22 protein-coding genes, 2 rRNA genes and 1 pseudogene (1 of these 25 only partly in view) are annotated in these 21,827 nt (G+C 40.0%); all 25 read right to left on the bottom strand.

The window, feature by feature from the left end; genetic code table 11:
- Positions 1–37 precede the first annotated feature (37 nt).
- Positions 38–1,153, bottom strand: a complete 1,116-nt coding sequence (locus tag DESGI_RS08280) for an ABC transporter ATP-binding protein (protein WP_006524457.1) — start codon at positions 1,151–1,153, stop codon at positions 38–40.
- A gap of 74 nt (positions 1,154–1,227) precedes the next feature.
- Positions 1,228–2,613, bottom strand: coding sequence for an ABC transporter permease (locus DESGI_RS08275; protein ID WP_006524458.1), 1,386 nt, complete (start codon positions 2,611–2,613; stop codon positions 1,228–1,230).
- On the bottom strand, positions 2,610–3,776 hold the full coding sequence (locus DESGI_RS08270) for an efflux RND transporter periplasmic adaptor subunit (RefSeq protein WP_006524459.1): 1,167 nt from the start codon (positions 3,774–3,776) through the stop codon (positions 2,610–2,612). The genes DESGI_RS08275 and DESGI_RS08270 overlap by 4 nt, the downstream gene beginning before the upstream one ends.
- A gap of 90 nt (positions 3,777–3,866) precedes the next feature.
- Complete coding sequence (locus DESGI_RS08265; protein WP_006524460.1) at positions 3,867–4,751, bottom strand: carbohydrate ABC transporter permease; 885 nt, start codon at positions 4,749–4,751, stop codon at positions 3,867–3,869.
- A 209-nt stretch (positions 4,752–4,960) separates the two neighbouring features.
- Positions 4,961–5,833 (bottom strand): carbohydrate ABC transporter permease, encoded by an 873-nt coding sequence (locus DESGI_RS08260; RefSeq protein ID WP_006524461.1) that lies wholly within the window; start codon positions 5,831–5,833, stop codon positions 4,961–4,963.
- Positions 5,834–5,993: 160 nt separating this feature from the next.
- The gene (locus DESGI_RS08255) at positions 5,994–7,019 is read right to left on the bottom strand and encodes a D-alanyl-D-alanine carboxypeptidase family protein (protein WP_006524462.1); all 1,026 of its coding nucleotides are present in this window, start codon (positions 7,017–7,019) and stop codon (positions 5,994–5,996) included.
- A gap of 93 nt (positions 7,020–7,112) precedes the next feature.
- A complete protein-coding gene (gene vanS, locus DESGI_RS08250) occupies positions 7,113–8,258 on the bottom strand; it encodes a vancomycin resistance histidine kinase VanS (RefSeq protein WP_435050895.1) in 1,146 nt (381 codons plus the stop codon).
- On the bottom strand, positions 8,236–8,934 hold the full coding sequence (gene vanR, locus DESGI_RS08245) for a VanR-ABDEGLN family response regulator transcription factor (RefSeq protein WP_006524464.1): 699 nt from the start codon (positions 8,932–8,934) through the stop codon (positions 8,236–8,238). The genes vanS and vanR overlap by 23 nt, the downstream gene beginning before the upstream one ends.
- 250 nt (positions 8,935–9,184) lie before the next feature.
- Positions 9,185–9,493 carry a 4Fe-4S binding protein gene (locus DESGI_RS08240; RefSeq protein ID WP_006524465.1) on the bottom strand — a complete coding sequence of 103 codons (309 nt, stop codon included), beginning with the start codon at positions 9,491–9,493 and terminating at the stop codon, positions 9,185–9,187.
- A gap of 53 nt (positions 9,494–9,546) precedes the next feature.
- Positions 9,547–9,636, bottom strand: a pseudogene (locus DESGI_RS26420) (HNH endonuclease); the annotation flags it as partial.
- Between the two features lie 805 nt (positions 9,637–10,441).
- Positions 10,442–11,164, bottom strand: coding sequence for a hypothetical protein (locus tag DESGI_RS08235; protein WP_006524466.1), 723 nt, complete (start codon positions 11,162–11,164; stop codon positions 10,442–10,444).
- A 169-nt stretch (positions 11,165–11,333) separates the two neighbouring features.
- On the bottom strand, positions 11,334–11,930 hold the full coding sequence (locus tag DESGI_RS08230) for a DUF6557 family protein (RefSeq protein WP_006524467.1): 597 nt from the start codon (positions 11,928–11,930) through the stop codon (positions 11,334–11,336).
- Between the two features lie 18 nt (positions 11,931–11,948).
- Positions 11,949–12,269, bottom strand: coding sequence for a metallophosphoesterase family protein (locus tag DESGI_RS08225; protein ID WP_052543930.1), 321 nt, complete (start codon positions 12,267–12,269; stop codon positions 11,949–11,951).
- 241 nt (positions 12,270–12,510) lie between these two features.
- Positions 12,511–13,731 (bottom strand): HNH endonuclease, encoded by a 1,221-nt coding sequence (locus tag DESGI_RS23010; RefSeq protein WP_006524469.1) that lies wholly within the window; start codon positions 13,729–13,731, stop codon positions 12,511–12,513.
- 108 nt (positions 13,732–13,839) lie between these two features.
- A complete protein-coding gene (locus DESGI_RS26625; protein WP_435050894.1) occupies positions 13,840–13,965 on the bottom strand; it encodes a DUF6904 family protein in 126 nt (41 codons plus the stop codon).
- Positions 13,938–14,345, bottom strand: a complete 408-nt coding sequence (locus tag DESGI_RS08215) for a molybdenum cofactor biosynthesis protein MoaE (RefSeq protein WP_015617947.1) — start codon at positions 14,343–14,345, stop codon at positions 13,938–13,940. The genes DESGI_RS26625 and DESGI_RS08215 overlap by 28 nt, the downstream gene beginning before the upstream one ends.
- 630 nt (positions 14,346–14,975) lie before the next feature.
- Positions 14,976–16,370, bottom strand: coding sequence for an IS1096 element passenger TnpR family protein (locus tag DESGI_RS08210; RefSeq protein WP_015617946.1), 1,395 nt, complete (start codon positions 16,368–16,370; stop codon positions 14,976–14,978).
- A gap of 252 nt (positions 16,371–16,622) precedes the next feature.
- Positions 16,623–17,078, bottom strand: a complete 456-nt coding sequence (locus tag DESGI_RS08205; protein ID WP_006524474.1) for a hypothetical protein — start codon at positions 17,076–17,078, stop codon at positions 16,623–16,625.
- A gap of 74 nt (positions 17,079–17,152) precedes the next feature.
- Positions 17,153–17,944 carry a DUF6155 family protein gene (locus DESGI_RS23005; protein ID WP_006524475.1) on the bottom strand — a complete coding sequence of 264 codons (792 nt, stop codon included), beginning with the start codon at positions 17,942–17,944 and terminating at the stop codon, positions 17,153–17,155.
- A 186-nt stretch (positions 17,945–18,130) separates the two neighbouring features.
- Positions 18,131–18,835: an alpha/beta hydrolase gene (locus DESGI_RS08195; protein WP_006524476.1), complete on the bottom strand. Its 705-nt coding sequence runs from the start codon at positions 18,833–18,835 to the stop codon at positions 18,131–18,133.
- 296 nt (positions 18,836–19,131) lie between these two features.
- Complete coding sequence (locus DESGI_RS08190) at positions 19,132–19,359, bottom strand: hypothetical protein (RefSeq protein ID WP_041284826.1); 228 nt, start codon at positions 19,357–19,359, stop codon at positions 19,132–19,134.
- A complete protein-coding gene (locus DESGI_RS08185; RefSeq protein ID WP_157872753.1) occupies positions 19,353–20,252 on the bottom strand; it encodes a hypothetical protein in 900 nt (299 codons plus the stop codon). Before DESGI_RS08185 ends, DESGI_RS08190 begins: the two co-directional genes overlap by 7 nt.
- A gap of 296 nt (positions 20,253–20,548) precedes the next feature.
- The gene (locus DESGI_RS08180) at positions 20,549–20,737 is read right to left on the bottom strand and encodes an AAA family ATPase (protein ID WP_041284824.1); all 189 of its coding nucleotides are present in this window, start codon (positions 20,735–20,737) and stop codon (positions 20,549–20,551) included.
- Positions 20,738–20,996: 259 nt separating this feature from the next.
- A 5S ribosomal RNA gene (gene rrf / locus DESGI_RS08175) occupies positions 20,997–21,149 on the bottom strand.
- A 98-nt stretch (positions 21,150–21,247) separates the two neighbouring features.
- Positions 21,248–21,827: ribosomal RNA gene (locus DESGI_RS08170) — 23S ribosomal RNA — on the bottom strand (it continues 2,714 nt past the right edge of the window).

Genomic DNA, 21,827 nt, shown 5'->3' with positions numbered 1-21,827 from the left:
CTGAATTCTGACTTCCGGATTGACTACTGACTACTGTCTACTGAATACTGACGTTCACCTCACTTTCTTGATCGAAAAAATGGGCCTTGGACATATTAAAACCCACCCTGACTTCCTGTCCGGTTTCGGCGCGCAACTCCGGATTCACCCTGACAACCACCTCTCTGCCAGCTATCCTTACATAATGGTAAGTTTCAGCCCCTCTCAATTCGGTAAACTCCAGCCTCCCGCGCAAAGCACACTCGGGATGGCGGTCCAAAAAATCTCCGCTTCCGCAGAGATGCTCCGCTCTTATCCCCAGGACCACTTCCTGGTCCAGATACCCCTGCTCTTTTAACTTTTGTCCCCCGGCAGTGGGAACAGGCAGTAGGGCGTCGGCCAGTTTGGCAAAAATACAGCCGTTTTGCTCGATAATTAAAGCTTCCAGAAAGTTCATCCCGGGGCTGCCGAGAAAACCGGCCACAAACATATTGACCGGGTGGTCATAGATGGATTGCGGGCTGTCAATTTGCTGGATCAGGCCATCCTTCATCACCACGATTCTGGTACCCATAGTCATGGCTTCGGTTTGATCATGGGTTACATAAACAAAAGTTGTCTGCAGATTTTTATGGAGCTTGGCAATTTCTATTCTCATCTGGGTTCTCAACTGCGCATCCAGGTTGGACAGAGGCTCATCCATCAGGAAAACCTTGGGCTTTCTGACAATAGCCCGTCCCAGGGCCACCCTTTGCCTTTGCCCACCGGAAAGTTCCTTGGGTTTGCGTTTCAGAAGATCTTCAAGGGCCAGAATCCTGGCCGCTTCCTGCACATTTTTCCTGATTTCAGCTTTGGCTATCTTTCTCAACTTAAGTCCAAAAGCCATATTGTCATAGACCGATAGATGGGGATAAAGAGCATAATTTTGAAAAACCATGGCGATATCCCGATCCTTGGCAGCCACGTCATTAACCAGCCGGTCATCAATATATAATTCACCGGATGAAATTTCCTCCAGCCCGGCAATCATCCTTAAAACGGTTGTTTTGCCACAGCCGGAGGGACCTACCAGGATTAAGAATTCTTGATCCTTTATTTCCAGAGAGAAATCCCTGACTGCCGTAACCCTGCCGGGGTAGGTCTTAGATAGATTTTTCAGATATAAACTCGCCATCCGCTACCCTCCTATTAGTTGGGGACATTCCTATTAATTGGGGACATTCCTGTCCCCAAAGAAATACCAGGACTTCAGCAGGTGTGTCCCCTGACCTTTATAACCACGCTTAAAAATATAGAACTGAATACCAGCAACACCTCCCTGGTCTCCATGACAGGAGTCATTTTTATTATCAACAGCAAGGCGGCGCCCAAACTTAACGCGGCCAGCATGAAAACGCTGCAAAACACTTCAACCTTGAGTAGTCTTTCCTGCAACAGATTGATCTGGTAAAGTCCCAGCAAGAACAGCGGCCAACCAACAAAGATGTTTAAGAACAAGTTCCAGTTCTGGATAGTATTAAGAATATTCAACTGAACTTCTCCTGGCGGCGCCACATATCCGGCGCTTTGCAGCCCGGTTTGAATCCCGTTTTTAATGAGGTCGGCCCAAAATGAAATATCAATAAGTTCATCGGGTATGTTTTCCGGCGGAATATATAAGGTAAAGCTGATTAATTTCCATAACAAAAGCATCACCGCAACAAGCGCTAATATCTCTGCCATACCAGGCACAAGCCTGGCGGCGTCCCCCTTGATTATCTCCGACCAATATTTATCCCGGAGCCTCAGGCGGCAGAAATGATAAATACCCCTTATTTTTCGCCTGAGCAAGCCGAAAAGCATCACCATGGCCACCATCCCCGCCACGAAATTACGCAGCAGGTTCTCTTGTTCCATCAGGAGATCCGCCACGTTATAATCGATGATTTTGTAATCGGCGGGGTCCTGACCGATGGAAGCCAGGGCCGTTTCTAAAACGGCGGTATTGCGGCCCGTGGTGCCGGCATCCTTTGTTGCCACTTCCAATGAGGTTATTTTGCAATCTTCCTCCAGTTCCAACAGTATTTTCACCGGTATGTACACTGTGCCGTATCCCCTGTCCGTCAGAGTCCCGATCAGGGAATGGTCAGCCCCGGCCACCCCGGTTATTCTAAATTCCCGGCCATACAGTTCTATTTTCCGGCCCACCACATTGCAGTTCTGAAAAAGAGCCTGAGCCAGATCTTCATCAATTACGGCAACCTGCTGGTTTTCCTGTTCGAAAGTTAAAAAACAGCCTGATCGCAGGTCTATTTGATGAAATTGATCGTACCTGTCATTCACCCCTAACACTTGGGCTGAACTCTGGTTTTTTTGATAGGCGGCGGAAGTTAAAGCCTCCATGGCGTAAGCCAGATCATAGTCCCGGAGGTTGTATTGGGTAAGCTGCCTCATATCTTGCAGAGAAAAAGAGCCTTCTTCCGGCTGATTGGAGTTGCTCAGCCAGGTAGCGGTGATTTTGTTGGTTTTATGCAGGCCGCCAAGATCCGCCAATTTAGCGGGCAAGGATGACCCCAGAACGGTGCTCCAGATTAAAACCAATAGGCCCAGGGCCAGCATAAGATAAGCCGGATAGGCTGATTGGGCCGGTTTCAATTTGCCGCCTCCTTCAGAACTCTATCCCCGTCCTCCACCGGCTTATTGCTTTGCATCACCACTTCGCCCATCACCATATCTGTGAGAGCGGACTTTTCATTATCGCTGTCTTCCACATTGACTTCCACCTTTTGCAAATAGTTCTCCGTACCCAAAGGTCCTTTTCTTGATTCCAGAACGAAGACATAGGAGCCGCCGCTGTCGTCATAAACCGCGCTGTCAGGTACGAGAGTGGCGTAAGGCTTTGTTTTTTTGCTTAAATAAATTTCTCCCTTTTCGCCGCCTGTAAGGCCTTCCAGAGACACGTCGATCCACAAATCCTTCTCATCCCCGTTGTGCTGGCTGTTCTCAACTATCTTGTCAATTTTCCCCTCGGTTTTTTGATCCCCCAGGGAGAGAATATTAACACTCACCGTATCTCCGGGTTTGGCGTAATCAACCAAATCATTGTCAATTGACACTATCAGCCGGAACCCCTGCCCTAGATCAGCCAATTTAAACAGGGGCAGAGAGTTATTGGTCATAGCCCCTTCGGCGAAATTCAGTTCTGTGATCATGCCGTCCACGGGCGCTGTATACACGCCGTTCTTTGCCACCTGTTTGGCCAGGGTATCCACCTTTCTGGCCTGTATTTCCAGATTAAGCTGAATGTCCTCACAGTTTCTTTTCGCGTCCGCCAGGTTCTTTTCGGCATTTTGCAGGTTTACCGCCGTTTCGGCTTCATTATCAAACAGGTACTTCAGGTTATCGTAATCCCTTTGTTTTTGCGCCTGCTCTTCCCGGGCCCCAGCCAGGGATAGCTGCAGCTGCCGGTAGCGGGCCTGTTCATCCTGATAATTCGACTTCAGTTCGTTCACGTCCAGGATGATGATGGGCTGGCCTTTGCTAACCCTGTCCCCCTGCTCTACCATGACCTCCTTTACTCGCAAATTGGCATCTGCGTATTCCTCCCGGGTTGATTTGACCTCGACCGTCCCTTCACCGAATATTTCTTTGATTAACGCTCCGTTCGTCAGCCGGGCCGTTTGGACCCTGGGCAGAGTAAAGTTATTGATGGTATTGGAGAAGAAAGTTAACCCGATCATCGCCATTAGGAACAGCAGGCTCAACTTTCCGGTCAACTTTTTTCTTTGCGCATCACCTGCAATTGCTTCATTCCCCAATTTTCTGTCTCCCTTCCTGGACTAGTGCAGCGACACAATAGCCCTTGTAGAGTAAGTGTGCAAGAATTTATATAACAAGGCACTAGTTGCTCAGCCTTTAATTCCAGAAAGCCGGATCCCTTCCAGCAAGTATTTTTCGGCGTAAAGGAAGTTCAGCAGCACCGGCATCATATATAAAGTGGACGCGGCAAAGGCCAATCCTTTTTCACCGTCGATGATTCTGGAAAGATAGAGTGAAAGAGGCTGTTTGGCCGCATCCTGTAAAAAAATCAACGGCTGTTCGACCATGTTCCAGTTATCGATAAAAACAAGTATGGCCATGGCTGCTATGCCGGCCCTGGACATGGGCACGATGATTTTGAGGAAAATCTGGAGCTGGTTGGCTCCGTCCACCCGGGCCGCTTCAATATAGGAGTCCGGTATTTGCTCCATATACTGTTTTAAAAGAAATACGCCAAAGGTGCTGAAGATGCCGGGAAAGATAATGGACCAGTAGCTATTAAGCAGGCCCAGCTGGCCGGCCATTAAATAATTGGGCACAAGAGTTACCTGGAATGGCATCAGCATCACTGTGATATACAAAAAAAACAAGAAATTCCTGCCTCTAAATTTCAGCTTGGCAAAGGCATAGGCAGCCAGGGTTGCAACAATTGTTTGCCCAATGACGATAGGGAAGGTAATCAGCACGGAATTCCAGAACATGAAAAGAAACTGGGTCTTTTTTATGAGCACGTTATAATACTGCTTCAGCACCACCACGTCAGGTATAAGCCGGAACCGGGCGAAGTGACTCGCGGTGTCATCGTTATAGCTGCTTAAATTTTTGTCCGTCACCGGGTCATAATTATGGGCGATTTCCTGTTCACTCATAAATGAATTGGTGACGGTTACAACCAGGGGAAACATGAATATGACAGCCAGTACCAGTAAAACTGTAATATGGAGTATATTTTTTATTCGGTGGTTACGATTCAACACACACCCCCCTATCGCCGGTTCTAAGTTTGTTACCACCCATGAAAAAAGTTTTTAAGTTACTTGTATCTGGCGCTCCGGTGGTTCCCTCCGTGCGCTGCGCAATTTTCCTTGTATTAATTGGGGACATACCTCGCCCCCAAAGCCTTGACCCTAAATAAGAGGTGTGTCCCCTGACATCTGTGTAGATATTTGTTTATCCTGAGATTCTAATTAATCATGTTGGTGATCTTTCTCTCCACGATAAAAAGCAGTAAAACGACGGCCACGATAAAGGCAGCCATAATGAAGGCCGCGGAAGTCAATTTTTGGTAATCCAGAGCCGTGAACATATTGTTCATGTAGTGCTGCAGCATATAGATGCTGTTATGGGGATATTCTCCGGAGATAAGATACGTCTCCCGAAACACTTTAAATGAATTGATAATCGAGATAACAAAAACAAAAAAAGTTGTGGGAGTCAGGTAAATCAGGGTTATTCGGAAAAACTCCTGCCGGCGGCCGGCCCCGTCGATCCTGGCCGCTTCGTAGTATTCAGCCGGTATATTTTGCAATCCGGCCAGAAACAGGATTACGCTGTAACCAATGTTTTTCCATAGATAAACCACCAGGACCACCATCCTGGACCAGTTGGTTTTCATCCAGTCCACGGGCGGGTAACCCAGGGCATGGATCAGGGAATTTAAAACGCCGTTTAAATCAAAGAAAGCCTGCCAGACCAAAACAACCGAGGCTACGGGTACCACCAAAGGAGTTATCATGATGGTGCGAAACAGGTTCCGGCCCTGGATTTTTTGGTTCAATAACAAGGCCACTCCCAGGGAGAGAATCATATTAAGAGGTACACAGATTAAAGTAAACTTGGCTGTATTCGCTAGAGCTGATAAAAAGCTCGGGTTTTTTAACAAAGCGCCGTAATTATGTAATCCAACAAAAGTACCGTTAATGGGACTGTCCACCAGGGAATAGTAAAAGCCGGTGACAAACGGGAGCAAATAAAAAAGAGAAAAACCCAGCAAGCTGGGCCCGAGGAAAAGCCAGGCCAGGCAGCCGTTATTAGTTTTTAATTTTCCAGTTCTCATCTTTACCACCCTAATCGTGATGGACCAAGCAACATGTCCGCGCCTCCTTTCGTCAATATAAAAGCCTGTCCGATTCGACAATTTCATCTTATCGAAATCAGGCAGGCGATGTTGGAATTTCAACTTATCAAAATCTTAATAAATTCTTATGAAGAACTTATTATTTTCTTATGCTGTTGTATACAGCTAATGCATCGGTAATATTATACTGTTCCGAATGGTGATCTCCTTTTGCACCAGCTGAAATCAGAATATATTCTTGTTTACCCACTTTGGCGAGACTCGCGAGACATAGACCGGCTTCATCAGTATATCCAGTTTTTCCTCCTAAAATTTCCCCATCAATAATGTTTTGATTGTTGAGTTCTTCAAACATGGTACTGTAAAAGGTTATTCCGCCAGGGTGCTTATTAGTAGGTGGTGTGGAATGACGGGATGAAGTAAAAATCTCCCGGAAAGTATCATTTTGCAAAGCATAGCTTAGAAGAATAGCCAGATCTTTGACTGTTGTGTAGTGGTTTTCATTGTGAAGTCCGATCGCATTTTCAAAATGGGTATTGTCCATACCAAGACCTGCCGCCTTTTGATTCATTATTTTTACAAAATTCTGCTCTGATCCCGCAACCTGATCAGCAAGTCCAATACAGCACTCCGCGCCGCTCGGCAGCATTACTCCGTATAACAGATCGATTGCCCTGACCTGCTCACCCGGTTGGAAACCTGCCATTGATGCATCTGCTTGGTACAGCCCCTGAAACGTAGAATTGGTAAGTTTGATTTCTTCCTTCAGATCAGGTAAATTTTCTATCGCAACAATGGCTGTCATCATTTTAGTCAAAGAAGCAGGATAGATTTTTTCTTCGCTATTTTTTTGCATCAGGATGGTATGATCTTTTAAACGGATCAGAATCGCATTAGGACTGTTCAGCTTGTCTGAAGATATAGAAACAGAGGGATCGGGTTCTATCTTTGACGAAGGAACCGGCGCTGTTCTATCGTCAAAAGAATCGGGTGTTATCTTTAAAGAAGAATATGACGAGGTTTTATCGTCATATTCTTTCTCAAATATATGATGGTTTCCTGGAGAAATGATAGATTTGTAAGCCAAAGCAGCAATGACAACTGTCAACAAAAAAGTTACAAATATGCGTATTCCTGACTTTTTCTTTTTTACTTTTCGTACCATAATAAAACAGCTCCTTATTCTGTGCTGATATTATTCAACCACAGAACAAGGAGCTATGTTGGAATTCCATCTTATGAACTTCTTAAGATTTTCTTATAACGGAAGCTTTACTGTAAATGTCGTATTTTCTGGGTTGCTTTCCACAGAGATAGTTCCGTCGTGAGCTGTGACAATTTCTTGGGCGATTGCCAAACCTAACCCTGCTCCACCGGTGTTTGTTGAACGTGCAGAATCTAATCGGTAAAATTTTTCAAAAATAGTTTCAAGCTTTACCTGCGGGATTGGATTTCCCTGATTAGTAAAAGTTATAACAATATTTTTGTCCTGCTGTTTAGCAGAAATGTCAATGACGCTGTTTTCATAGCTATAGGCTATCGCATTTTTCAGAATGTTATTGAACACACGGGCCAGTTTGTCGGCATCTCCCCACAGTGTTAAGCCGTCAGGCACATTGACGGACACCTGCTTTTCCTGTGGAGTCAGCATTGGATAGAATTCATCGGCCATCTGCTGGAGCATGAACTGTAAATTGATTTTTTCTTTATTCAAAACAATAGTTTGAAGATTAAATCTTGTGATCTCAAAAAACTCATTTATAAGCTGCTCTAATCGATAAGCTTTTTCCAAGGTAATACCGACATATTTTGCCTTCTGTTCAGGAGGCATATCAGGAGCTTCATCCAGAAGACTTAAGTATCCTATAACGGAGGTCAGAGGTGTCTTTATATCATGAGCCAAGTAAACTACCAAATCATTTTTGCGCTGCTCGGCATCAAGTGCAGCTTTCTTTTGTTTTTCCAGATTGTTTTTTATTTGATTAAGCTTATTTTCCATAAAATCCAATTCCGGTGATAATGTAATTTCATCATCGGATTCCTCAGCAAGTTTATCCATTCCAGCACTGACTTCATCGAAATATTTAGTAAACCAAGCAATTGAAAATTTAAATATAATAACCAAGAATACGAGAATTACAATTAATGTAATAACTTCTATATTATTATAAAATGTAAACCAATAAATTATTACAGCAGCGTTTTCGCGCAAATGAAACGTATTCATTAAAAAGCGGACAATAGTATCTCCAACACTAAAGTTTTTTTGAATGAAAAAACGCAGGAAGTAAACAGTTGCAGCCGTGGCAAAAATAATTAGGAGCATTCGAAAAAATACTTTTCTTTTTATTTTTGTATAATCATTACTTCTTTTATCACTTTTACTTTTCAATTTTATAGCCAACCCCCCATACCGTTTTGATATATTTAGGGTGCTCTGCGCTGTCGTGCATTTTTTCTCTTAGATGTCGGATATGAACCATTACTGTATTATTGCTGTTGGTGAAATACTTGTCTCCCCATACCTCATGGAACAATTCTTCCGAACTGACCACCCGTCCGCGATTGGAGCAAAGGACCCAAAGAATGGAAAATTCTGTAGGAGTGAGAGAAAGCTTTTTTTCATTCAACGTACATTCATGGGTATCCATGTCCAATACCAAGCCGGAAAAGGCGATCAAGTGTTCTTCCTTGTTTGGCTCCGCAGAATTATATTTGGTAAATCTCCGGAGCTGCGCCTTGACACGGGCAACAAGTTCCAATGGACGGAACGGCTTGGTGATATAGTCGTCCGCACCTAATGTCAGCCCGGTAATCTTATCGATTTCTTCTTCTTTGGCTGTCAGCATGATAACCGGAAAATTATGTTTTTCTCTAATTTTCTGGCAGAGAGTAAAGCCATCAATATCCGGCAGCATGACATCAAGTATCGCAAGCTCTAACTGTTCCGACTCAACACACCGGAACGCATCTTGACCGTTATAAAATTTGTATATTGTAAAACCTTCATTTTTTAAATAAACTTCAATTAGGTCCGCTATGGACTGCTCATCGTCTACAACCAAAATATTGATACTCATAAGTTCTATCCCTTCTTCCTGATTAAACACTCATTATTATAGTACTGCAAAACAAAAATTTATATCATAATAATTTTCTTATGAAAACCTTAAGGTTTTATTAATATAGGCTTTAATCTATTTCCCATACTAATATAAAGGACTGCCTATGAAATGCAATTCTTTCATAGACAGCCCAAGTATATTTTTACAATTTATAACTTGAAAAAGATGTGGAAATCAGCCGGCTTCGAAATTGTGCAGCCGTTTTTTATGCACCTACGCCTTTGTCCGACTGCCGTGCAGGGCAGGAAGTTAAGATTCTAAAATTCAATCCCTTTTTTATAGCTTTTGCAGGACATATTTTTACGCACTCCCCACATCGAATACATTCGGTTCTAGAGATGAAAGAATTATTAAAATTTGAATTTAAGTTACCAATAAACTCATCTATTGTATTATTTATTGCATTTTTATCCGCAAAAGAACTTATCATTTCGGAATGTAACAATAATTGATATTTTCTAACTACTTCGCTTACATTCTTCTTACAATTTGCAAAGTTCAAAATAATGCTCATAACTATAACCTCGCTTCTATAAAGCTTACATATACAAGTTTACATATTAACAATTATCCAAAATGAAGTTTCCTATGACAATTTGAGCAAACAGCGATTGCGTTATCAACAGTATCCTCTCCACCATCAGCCAATCTTACCTTATGATGAACCGTGGGTTAGCTTTCCTCGTTCAAATCGGCTGATGGGCTTATGCAATCTGCTTGGTAAAGGGGACTGGGATCTGTGGGGTGCTAACTTAAAAAATAAAATAGAATTCGTTGGAAAAAACTCTTTCAATCTAGCTAATTATAAAAAACTAGATTAAAAAAGAAAGAGGGCTCTAAAAAATGAATATTTCAGCTACTAAGAAGGCAATTGCCTTATTGGATTAGCCGGAATTGAATTAACTACTATCAATATCATTAAGGCTGTTACAGGAGCCTACCTTGTTAATTTTGATATCCCCCCTGTTTTCAGTCCTAATGCTATTGACGGAAAGTTCCTAAGAAAAAATTCTTCTACCCTTGGTATTTCACTCGTTGGATCAAAAAAAGTAAAAATAGGTACTTCATGGACTACTACTGCTGTTTGGGCATAATTTTCCTTTTGCTTCCCTTCAATATTCCTTAACCTAATAAATCCATATCAGTATCGGCCATTAGCTTTTGGTAACTCTTATTTTTTTGAGGTAGAGAAATAGGGTTATTGATATTTCTTATTGATCTAAGTTACTTTAGATTAGTAAGGTTGTTAGTAACCCTTCTCCTTTTGCCTCTACCTTCTTTCTATCCTTACCATGCGCTCACATGCCTTGAGGATACAAAAAAGATGACACTTGAAGCTGGTGGGGCCTTGGCGTCAGGGTATCTTTTAAAAAAATCACCCATTTAGGTTTAATTTTTCAAACACACTGTGCTAGGAATCCGAAGAAGTAACCGGTCAAAATAAACAACCCCGTTTAAAACCCTATTTATACCAGTATTCATCTGTTTCGCTTGCTCTTGCAACCTCCATAATCCTGTTCTTAATTTTATAGCTATATTTCCTTTTACTAAACAATTCCAAAAGCGGCTCCTGAACCATTTCATGAGGACATCTGCTTAATCGTTTTAGTATTTCCGTATATAGTTGTCTTGTCGTATTATTGGATGGAGTCCTGGCAAGCTCATTTACATATGCGTCTATCGTATTCTTTTCTGATTCCTTTGAAGAAAGTATATCTACAATTTTCATTCTGCTATAAACGTCTTCAAGGCTTTCTGCCGGACCCAAACCCATATAAAATTTGATGAGACCTTTATAAGCACTTTCATTTCCAATATATACATACTTTGAAATAACTGATATCGCATTATTTACGATCTTGTTATCGGCATCATATAAGTATTTGATAATCTCATCAACATTCTGATGCTTCATATGTTCAATGTGAAGATAAGCATTAATATCCTGACCATCCGGAATTTCAATGAATTCTGGTTCTTCATATTGGTCACAGGGTTCCCTTCCGCCGTCAAACCGCTTTTTCAGGTATATCTCATAGCAATTTGAAAAATCAGCATTTTCCATAATTTCATCCAAAAAAGGTTCAAATACATCATCGTTCAAGCATACGCCCAAATCTGTTTCCAAATCTTTGCTGTCTTGAAAAAAGCTGCTGCAATTCTGACAAATTTTATCCAATTCCATTATACTCGTCCTCTCTATCTATTATCGATAGTTTACTACTCCTTTGTGGCCAAATCATTCAAGCATGCTCCTGAATTGCTCCACTATATTTTTACCTGATTTTTTGTCCTGCGAAACCGGAATATCAAGTTCATCATCTCAAGCCTAGTACCCCTTTGGCGATAAGTTTTTATGATAATAACATTTCATAAACTCTTTTATTTTCAGCCATTATACGTTTAAATTGTTTACGCTCCAGCTCTTTTTCTTCCTCTGTAAGGTCATCCACATATCCAAGCTCCTTACACAATTCATCCCAGGAAACATACTTCGCTGTATCATTTTCGATTTCTTCCTGGCGTTCTTTTAATATTTCAAATTCCTTTTCAATTCCTGCTTCAACATCAACAGCATCATAACCGAAAAAAGTAAGTTCATATAATGAATGTGCCACAACAGTCGCTGAACCATATGTTTCAGTGCATTTTTCGACAACTATTAAGGATAGCCATTCTTTCCAAGGCAACATTTCTAATGCATAATGCTCTTTATCTTCAGACTTAATTCCAAAAACATCATAGACAAATTTCCCCGGTTTAAACTCGTCTTCAACCTTTACGACAGCCAAACGAAAGCCATCATGATTTGGCTCCGGCGTTAATTCCTCCAGTTGATTGAAAACCCTCAGATATGCCTCAAATGCTTCATCCTTCAAAGAATATTCTTTATCCAGTTCTGTCCAAACATCATCAAATGTAACGGTTTTCAATAATTCCTTAAAGGTCATTAAATTACCCCCTTTCCCTTAACCGTTCATAAACCTTCTATTATTCAAAATCAACTCGTCCAAAGCAACTGGTCTATAGCTGCTAATTTCGACACCCGCATTAAATGCATTATCCATTTGCTTCAATGTTTCAAATACTAATCCCTCTTTTTTGTTATGTATATGAGCGTAGATGTGAAAAACCCCTCGTGCTGCTCCGCCCCATGAAAGCATGGGATAATGGCAAAGCGCAATTCTTTTTTCTCCGTCCTTTATTTCAAGATAGTAAGATACAGATGCGAAATGTTTTTGCAAATTACAGTTCTTAACCCATTTATGGTCGTGATTGCCTAGAATCAAATGCTTGAAGCTGGGCACCTGCCAATCCAGAGACTTTGATGCGCAAATCGCACATGGGACGACCTGCTATATTCTGTATATCTTCCTTGCCTATTTTAGAAGAATCAATGCTTACGAATCTTTAGGCGGATTGTTTGAGGTAAGTAACCCCTACAAACAGCTTCATAAAAATTTCACCCTTCGACATGTTTAATCATCCATTAAAGCAAACCTACAAGTAGATAAATACTTGAATTATTGACTACCTCTTATTTCTTAGCATATTCTTAATTTCCTGTGGAGTATAAGCTGGTTCTTTTGAATGAATTACCAAATGGCAGTTTGGGCAAATAGGAATTAAATCATTAATTGCATTAACCTCATAGCCCTCACCTATCTCATACAAGGGTTTTAAATGGTGAACATGAATTTTTCCTTCCAATTCTTTACCATAGAATGCTCCAAAATCAAAATCACAGATCTGACAGACTATCTTACCATTGTTTAGCTTTCTATAGTGTTCAATACATTTGGCTCTCGCTTTAGAATTTCTTTCATAAGCATTAACAGCAATTTGCCTCTTTGCCCCTTCAAATAATTTATCTACATTTTCTTCCGGTATTTCCTCCGCTATTTGGTAATCTTTTTTATCATTTATCAATTTTAATAAACTGGTCAAACAATTAATATTTATTAACTGCCTAGCTTGGCTGATTTTTTTAAAATCATGATCAATGACTTTTAATTCATTTGGCGTTATCGGATCAAAAACCTGAATGCTGCTTCTATCCAGAGATAAGGCTTCATTATAAACACCATCATATGGTTTTTGATATTTTATTACTTTAATGAGCTTAGCACATGCAATAATCCTATTGTCATATTGAAAAAGAAGCAATGTATTTCTAGGACAGTAAATTCCTCCGGTTCTCAGATAAAATAAGCAATCATATCTGTTTTTTAAATCTTTTTTAAAAAACTCCTGCTGTACAACTTCAATTGATTGGTTATTAAATTCTATTGTTTTGCTCATAGGTATTATTCTGATTTTAGGAATACGATCAACAATATCCCTAAGATTCAACTTACCTTCAGATATTAATTCTTCAATTGCTTCTTTAAGTTCTGGGCGTAATATGTAAAACCACTTTCCATCACCTTTAGATTTACCCCAATATGGAATAGTCCACCACCTATTGCCGCCTTTATTATTTTTCGGTGGTTTTAAGTTCAAATAGGCACATATTCTTCTAGAAAAGCTGGTATTCCCGGATGATATAATACGATAGTTTGACTCTCCAAGTACTGACGCTATTTCAGTTGCAGTTGACCTATATTGTGGACTTTCAAAAACAGTAAGAACAGTTTTTAAGTCAAGCTCACTTGTGATTTCCTTATTTTGCAATATGTCTTTCCACTGTAATTTCGAAATTTGTGATTCATCTTTAAATTCAATGTTTTCAAGTTTTTCTTTTGAAACCATAAAAAGTAACTCCCATTTTATAATTTTCAGGTTCCCTATACCAATCCATATTCTGTATTTGTCAATTATAATGGTCTTGCCAAGACAGATGCATAATCAAATAATTTATTACCACTCGATATCTTCCGGGTAATCGATATTAAGCCTTAAATCGCTCACCGAACATTTATGTATTTTTGCCGCTTCTTGAAGATCACTTTCGAGTTTTATTTTTGCTCTATTTCCGTAACACATTCGGTTTTGATTTTTTCAACCAGAAATTGCAGGGCATCTACAACATGTGGTCTAATATCGCCGCCTATCAGTACATACATTATGTCATCACCAACCTCAAGCCGACCTTCATTAAGCCAAACTTTAACATAGAAGATGCCATCCATTTTATAAGTCTCCGCAATCGCCGCATCCACTTTCACTGCATCATAAGCAAATTCCATTCCTTTTACCAACGAACCATCATCAAGCCCTTGGCGGACCTTGGCTTTGGGCGTCTGACGCACAACGCCATTATGGACTAAAAACATACCTTCCTGTAAAGCCATTGGATCCGCTTTTGCTTCTTTGAGCCATTCATCGATAGATGGTGATATTTTTTTTATTTTTTTATTAATTATAAATCAATACACTCCTTATTTAAACAGTTCCGCATATTTTGCGGGTTGATAAACCTGGGTTTGTTTGGAAAGCCAAGATTAAGATGGCATTAACTATTAGCGTCAAAGATTAAAAAACCCAACATCCCCCAACGCTCCCGGCTGATTTGCTATCAATTTTTTTATTAGTGTAAAGTCTTGTCCGGTATATTTTTCGTGGATAGTAATGTCTGTATAAATCTTAGAGGTATATAATTTGTGCGAAATTAGGAACATCCACAACTATTCTTATTAACTTCTTAATTTTACTGGTTAGATGTTTATTTTTCCTTGATGAATATTCCGACAACTATCGGCAATCGCACATTGACGGGGTTATTAAATCTGTCAAAACCATAAATAAAAAGGCAAGCAAGTTTTACGCCATAAGGTTTATGGCTGCGATGTAATATGGTTGCTTTTTTTCATATTACCTTTCTGATTTTAGGTAAAAAAATAAACCACGTTACAGGGATTTCATAGCCTTCTAGCCAATTCCTTATATATGTTCTCCCAAGTTCCAATAAGGGCAACAATTACTAACTTACCATCCTCATTGATATAGTAGATAGCACGGTACTCTACACATAAAAATTTCTTATTACATTCCCTCTACAAAATCAGTTTATTTGATATTTTTCTCTTGCTCCATCCAAGGCTTTGTGCCCATGCCTTATAATTACTTCGTTCTTCTTTGTCTTCACCTTCATAAATCTCCTTCAGGAAACTTATAAAGCCATGCAACCCTCCTACATCATCAAGAACAAATACTCCGTCCTTATGAATGCATATAGGTTTATGTTTTGTCAATACTGTCGCTTCTGCATCTAATAGTTCATCCTTTGAAATATAGCCCTTTTGAAGTAATTCATTGCAATCCTTTTCCTTAGTAATGGTTATTGTCCAATCATCTCCAAAATCATAATTGTAGATTAGTTTATGTGTTACTGGAAAGATACCATTATCATTACAAACATCTTCATCCTTGAAAGCTAGAACCGTTGCTACTTCAAGTCGTTCAAGCAAGCTCTCTGTTCCACCCTCCATAGTAATGGAATTGTTCATTTCTTCCAGAGTTAATTCAATAAGTGGTGCTTTTTTTATAATTCTTGGTTCTGCTTTATCCTTCCCCTTGCTCCTATTCATATAGTCACTGAAAGATTCCTTAACCTCAAGAATTGGAAAACGCTCAATTAATTGTTTAATATCATTTTGAGCCCATTCATAATCTTCCGTAATACCATGGAAGAAGTATGGTCCTGTATACTTTTTCTTAAGCCATGTTTTTATGCTCCCACTTTGGTAGTCATCATCCCAAAAAACATCATGCTCACACTCAACAGGAGGCTGAAAAAGTATACCCACTAAATCAGCCCACCCTTTTACAGTTCCACCTGTTAGCCTATTATAGATTTCCTCAGGTAGAACAAATCTGCGTAAATGAGAATTCTGCCATCCAAATAATCTCTGTATAGCATAGTGCAAATTATGAAGGGGCATATCTGAAGGAATTAAAATATTTCTGCTGATTGAGTCTCCTGTTGATGATTCTCCGTATTTGCGCAGAATCTCTTTCTCTGCGTCATCTAAATGGTCGTTTTTTAATTCCAAATGAAGATGTACTGTTTTAAACGCATTTGTATTGTTATAACATTCATTTGTCATAAACTTTTCCTTTCCTATTGATAAATTTCTTTTTTCATCTTTATTTATTGCTCTGTTTACAAACTTTTCACGGGCAATTTTAATTCTTTTTCTATATACTTCACTCTTTTTAGCATCTGTTGTTAGTTCCGGACCATTATAAAGATTTTTTTCATATGGCAAGAATGCAGTAACTCTGTTTGTTGAAGTATTCAATTCAGTAGCAATTTCTAAAATACTCTTACCCATACTTCTTCTTTTTCCAACCTCCAGGCTAAAATCCGTTGTATATTCCCCTAATGTTATAAGAATTTTTCTAACCTTTGCATATGAAATTTTCAGTTCATCAGCTGTCTTCTGCAAAGAAGCGGTTTTTTTATAAGATTTTAATACTTCCTGTATAAATGCTAATGTAGTTATTGTTTCATTCAGTTTTTTCTACCCCTTTCTAAAAAATAGTGTCAATACACGTATACAAGATTAGTATACCCTGTGTTCTAATTAGTGTCAATACACGGCTGTTTTTTGCTTATGCCTTAATAAATTTCAGCATGTTGTTAATACGTAAAATATCAAGATGTTCAGAAGTCTTCCGCAAAGCTTTCACCAACTATATTAAAGCTGGGAGTCTTTTGTTTCACGTGCGCTACCAACAATATCCTTAAGGTTCAACTTACCTTCAAATATTAATTCTTCAATTGCTTCCTTAAGTTCGGGGCGTAATATGTAAAACCACTTTCCATCTCCTTTTGATTTACCCCAATACGGAATAGTCCACCACCTATTGCCACCTTTATTGTTTTTTGGCGGTTTTATATTCAGATAAGCACATATTCTTCTAGAAAAGCTTGTATTTCCGGATGAAATAATGTGATAGTTATTCTCCCCAAGTATTGTTGCTATTTCGGTTGCAGTTGATCTGTTTTCGGGGCTATTAAAAACAGTGAGAACAGTTTTTAAATCAAGTTCGTTAGTTATTTCTTTATTCAGCAATATATTTTTCCACTGTACTTTAGTGATTTGCGTTTCATCTTTGAATTTAATTTTTTCAAGGTTTTCTTTTGAATCCATGAAAATAGCTCCTATAAATCATTATTGGAATTCCATGTAGGTATGTAAACTTTTCTTTCCCATCGCCTGTACCATTAATCCATTTCCACAAGCCTGGCCACATCATGGCCACAATTTTTACATTTTCCTTCTAAAACGATCCCAAACTTATCCTCATTAACATGATAATTAACTATATTTACAGCACCTTTACATGCCACGCACCATACATTTTTTAAAATTTTTTCTCTGCTATCCTGGGGAATCCTAAGCCATTTTTCTTCCGCTGTTACATTTTCCTTAGCATTTTTACCATCAACAGATTCTTCATATTCTTCTAGCCACTTCAAATTCTGATATGATTCATCAAATGCGTCTTGAATACCCCATCCAAAATCATCTGCTCTACTAATAAGGTTTTCAAGCCTGACTCGATACTCTAAAAATAGATCAGGCTTATCTTCCTTATTGAGCATTTTTATTACCGAGTCAAACATGCTACACATACTGTTTATCAAGCTATCACTGGCACCACCATAGGTATCAAAAAAATCAACACACATTTCTATGTAAAAAATCATTAAATCAATGGTAAGTCTATTATTTTTAGACACCTTTTTGAAATCCGAAATAGCTTTTTTTGCTACGGATAATTGCAATTTACCAAACCCATGTTCAGGGAAGAATTCATTCTCTATTTTTTCTTTAGAGGTCTCCCAAAGGTTTTTTATTGCCTTTTTACCAATTAGCTTTACACTAATAAAATTTTTGGCTTCTTTACTAGACTTAAAACATTCAATGAGAAGCTTGTAAACCTCGTCCACTGACATTTTACTTAGTCGCTGCTTTAATTCCGTAACAGTTAATTCACTTTTTTTATTACCCAACTAAATCGCTCCCTATTTTTCTCAGCTATCTTCTTTCTATCCTTACCACGCACTCCACATGCGAGATAAGGTACCTTTTAAACAATTTAACCATACACAACTGCCAGCTATGTACCATTTAACAAAAATAACCATTTAAGATAGTAAGTGGGGTAGATTAATACTCATGATCTATACATAAATTTATTAAACAATATACCTTTTTAACCAATTTTTAAATACATTTAACTGTTCGTTAGTATGAAAAAAATGCTCACCTTGTTGCATAATTTCCAACTGACAGTGGAACCGTTTAGCAAAATTACTTATTGTTTCATATTCGCACAAATCATCTTTAGCACCATAAAGAACTACCGTGGCAACATTCCATTTATCTACTGGATGTTCATTGACATAGCAATAATAATCCCAATAAAGAATTTGACCAATCGTAGTTTCTATTTCCTGTTCTTTTTGCAAACGCTCTGGAGTTACGTTGAACCACATCATCATATTGCTAATGATACGTCCCATATCCACAACAGGAGATAAGAAGAGACACTGTTCTAACGCTTGTTCTTTATATGCTAAAAGGCTGAAGTATGCCCCTATGCTGCAAGCAAACAGACTTATGTTTTTCCAATGTTGTTTTGCATACAGCATAATAGTTTTAAGGTCTTTTACACAAAATTGTACTTTACAAGGAATATCTATCTTTTTCCGTTCACCATGCTGTGGCAAATCAAAACTTAATACCTGACAATCTTTTTCAACAGCCACTTCTGCAAGTAATTTAATAACCGTATCTTCTTTATTAGACATATTTCCATGCACGGCAATAAACACATGCTCTTTTTTCTCTCCCCATTCAACTGCTGGGATATCCTCTATCTCGAATTTTCTCTTTTGCATTGTATTACCCTTTCAAATTTTTGTTCGTTTTATATTTATAATTTAACGTATCGTTTTGCCAAAAGTTAAAACCATCTTGGTAAATTCCTCGCCATTTTTCAATTAATTTCTGTTTCCACGCACTTAAAACACACAAGACTATCTGTTTGAAACAAGATTTAAACCATTGATTTTACGTGCTATCTTTTTTCTATCCTTACCACTGTCTCAACATGGGTGTTATGCGACAATATGTCAACGAGTAGGACAATACATTAATCTTAATAAATCCATTCAGTTAATTCTTCTATAAATATTTATCCGTTTTCCCCAGGAGCAAAGTTAAGTATCCGTAATGATTTTACCACCTGGTTTCTCACCTCAGGATCTTCATCATCAATAGCCTGGTCATTTCCGTATTGAAGAACCTCTTCAGCCAACTTGGCCGTTTTTCCATCAGGCCTTGATGCTAGTAGCTTCGCAGCCGCAATGGCTATTATCCTGGATGGGTGGGATAATGCATTAACCAAATGTTCAGTCAGCAAGCCGCCTTCATTGCCCCGCTCCCATTCAGTATTAACAGGCACACGGGGTATAATACCGATAAGATCGGATTTGCTACATGCTCGTTCCAAGATTTCACATCTTTAGTCTTTGGGGGTTTTGACGACAGGACACGTTTTAAAACATTAACGTCCACATATTCATCCCCGCAGGCTAAAGAAAGCCGCACGGCAAGCCGGGTCCATTCCTGTTCATGTGTAAATAGTGGTTGAATCACACTCGCAACATAATAACAATCATTTGCTACTATATTTACTGCCGCATGAGCCGATTCATAAGCAACGATCGGGACAGAGGACTTCAATCGTTCGATTAATGTTTCCAGAACCATACGCGTTAAGGATAATGGAGCACTATCAGCTTCCGCCAGCACGTCCGCTGCCAGGGTGGTGGGACCTATTGTCACCAGGTCATTCAGATCTTCCTGACATAATAGTTGTTTGACAATTGGTTCTACCGCTCCTGCTCCAAAAGCTAGTAAAATTGTCTCCCGCCAGTGGGGATACCGGAAGTTTCTCTGTAACCAATCATTTATCTCAGCATAATCGAGAGCGGCCAGATATCGAGCAGAAGCATATTCACCGAGAGTTAAATGGACAAAAGTATACACTCCCTGCGTTCCAAAGGCCAAATATTCCAGCATTCCTGCTTCCTGCCAATAGCGGATGCATTGCTCGGCAAGATTCTCTGCTGCAAGTTTGGCAATATCCAATTCCCGGGCGAATATTTTTCCTAAATCCCCGTGTAACTCTTCCCGATCGTAGTCTATGTCATTTTTAGAACCGTTTAAAAGCAGCCAGCCTATTATCTCCAAGGAGCGTCTCGCCGTACTCTTTTCTAATTGAACAACCTGTTCCCTTTCAGAAGGTTTCAACCATTGTTCTACTATTTGGCTATAGATACTTGCTCTATAACGGCCCAGGGTTTCACCCGCAATAAACAAGCTGAAAACCAGGGATGGCCTCAAGCTTGCTCTGGAAAGCGGAGAAATCCCTATTGCCGCTCAAGTGCTCGGTAGGTTCTGGGTCTGGCTTTCGCCATTCCCAAAACCTACCACCAAGGGGACAGTCCCTCACCACGTTAATAGTTTAGCAAATTAAAGCAAAGCTCGTGAACCCTCTAACCACTGCTGCACCATTTATTACCAAGGAAAATTTCATTACTCAACACCTAATTTACTTTACCGAAAAAACTGTTGTTTTTAAAATATTTCCGAGCCAGCCCCAACAAAATTTGCAGCCCGTCAATGGCATTGCTTTTGCCACTGGCATTAGCCCCTATTAAAATAGTTATCGGTTCCACAGGCATGGCCGCTCTGGTAAAGCTTTTAAACTTTTTAAATCTCAGCTGGCTGAGCAATATCTCACCCCGTTTTTGCCTATTACTCCATTAGGATGCTAGTTATGATGACGCTGCCCCAATAAGCTGGTGCCGTTTAGCTAGTGCCAAGTGTTGAAAATTGAAAATAAAAGATTTTCAACTTTCTCACTTAAAAAGCGAAAGATTTGCTCAAAAGTAATTTTCGCTGTACTATGCCGCAAAACTCTTTTTCACCACTAATATACTTATAACATTAAAACCCCCCCGGCACATAACCAGGGGGTTTGCTTAAAATTAATTCCGGCAACGACCTACTCTCCTACCCCTTCGGGGCACACAGCAGGGACAAGCCCAAGTACCATCGGCCTCGAAGAGCTTAACTTCCGTGTTCGCGTGTGCCCCGGAGGGGTAGGATGGGAACGGGTGTATCCTCTTCAGTATGGTCACCAGAAAACTTTATAAACTTTTCAGGAACTTCGTATTCCCTCAAAAATGCACAGCTTAGCAAGTTTTATCAGCAAGGAAATGCTATCATTAACCACCGAAAATCAGGTCAAGCCCTCGACCTATTAGTACCGGTCCGCTGCACACATTGCTGTGCTTGCACGCCCGGCCTATCTACCTGGTAGTCTACCAGGGGTCTTACCCCAGCACTCAACCCGACATTCACAATATACTCTTTTCAAGATCATACTCTCATACGAGGCATGACTTGCACTAAGCATAATGCAAACACTGGGTTGAGTGCTGGATGGGAAACCTTATCTAGAGGGGGGCTTCGCGCTTAGATGCCTTCAGCGCTTATCCCGTCCGGATTTGGGTACCCAGCGCTACCGCTGGCGCGATAACTGGTACGCCAGTGATCCGTCCATCCCGGTCCTCTCGTACTAGGGACAGCTCCTCGCAAGTTTCCTGCGCCTGCGACGGATAGGGACCGAACTGTCTCACGACGTTCTGAACCCAGCTCACGTACCGCTTTAATGGGCGAACAGCCCAACCCTTGGGACCTACTACAGCCCCAGGATGCGATGAGCCGACATCGAGGTGCCAAACCTCCCCGTCGATGTGGACTCTTGGGGGAGATAAGCCTGTTATCCCCGGGGTAGCTTTTATCCGTTGAGCGACGGCT

The sequence above is a fragment of the Desulfoscipio gibsoniae DSM 7213 genome (genome assembly GCF_000233715.2).
In the GTDB taxonomy this organism is placed as follows: domain Bacteria; phylum Bacillota; class Desulfotomaculia; order Desulfotomaculales; family Desulfallaceae; genus Sporotomaculum; species Sporotomaculum gibsoniae.
The sequence above is the reverse complement of the archived record's forward strand: the minus strand, read 5'-3'. Positions and strand labels throughout refer to the sequence as shown.

Bases quoted from the DNA above. Each gene is read 5' to 3' on its own strand.
- DESGI_RS08280 (WP_006524457.1), bottom strand. From the start codon at position 1,153: ATGGCGAGTTTATATCTGAAAAATCTATCTAAGACCTACCCCGGCAGG.
- DESGI_RS08260 (WP_006524461.1), bottom strand. From the start codon at position 5,833: ATGAGAACTGGAAAATTAAAAACTAATAACGGCTGCCTGGCCTGGCTT.
- DESGI_RS08255 (WP_006524462.1), bottom strand. From the start codon at position 7,019: ATGGTACGAAAAGTAAAAAAGAAAAAGTCAGGAATACGCATATTTGTA.
- vanR (WP_006524464.1), bottom strand. From the start codon at position 8,934: ATGAGTATCAATATTTTGGTTGTAGACGATGAGCAGTCCATAGCGGAC.
- DESGI_RS08240 (WP_006524465.1), bottom strand. From the start codon at position 9,493: ATGAGCATTATTTTGAACTTTGCAAATTGTAAGAAGAATGTAAGCGAA.
- DESGI_RS08235 (WP_006524466.1), bottom strand. From the start codon at position 11,164: ATGGAATTGGATAAAATTTGTCAGAATTGCAGCAGCTTTTTTCAAGAC.
- DESGI_RS08230 (WP_006524467.1), bottom strand. From the start codon at position 11,930: ATGACCTTTAAGGAATTATTGAAAACCGTTACATTTGATGATGTTTGG.
- DESGI_RS23010 (WP_006524469.1), bottom strand. From the start codon at position 13,731: ATGGTTTCAAAAGAAAAACTTGAAAACATTGAATTTAAAGATGAATCA.
- DESGI_RS26625 (WP_435050894.1), bottom strand. From the start codon at position 13,965: ATGTGTTACGGAAATAGAGCAAAAATAAAACTCGAAAGTGATCTTCAA.
- DESGI_RS08205 (WP_006524474.1), bottom strand. From the start codon at position 17,078: ATGGATTCAAAAGAAAACCTTGAAAAAATTAAATTCAAAGATGAAACG.
- DESGI_RS08195 (WP_006524476.1), bottom strand. From the start codon at position 18,835: ATGCAAAAGAGAAAATTCGAGATAGAGGATATCCCAGCAGTTGAATGG.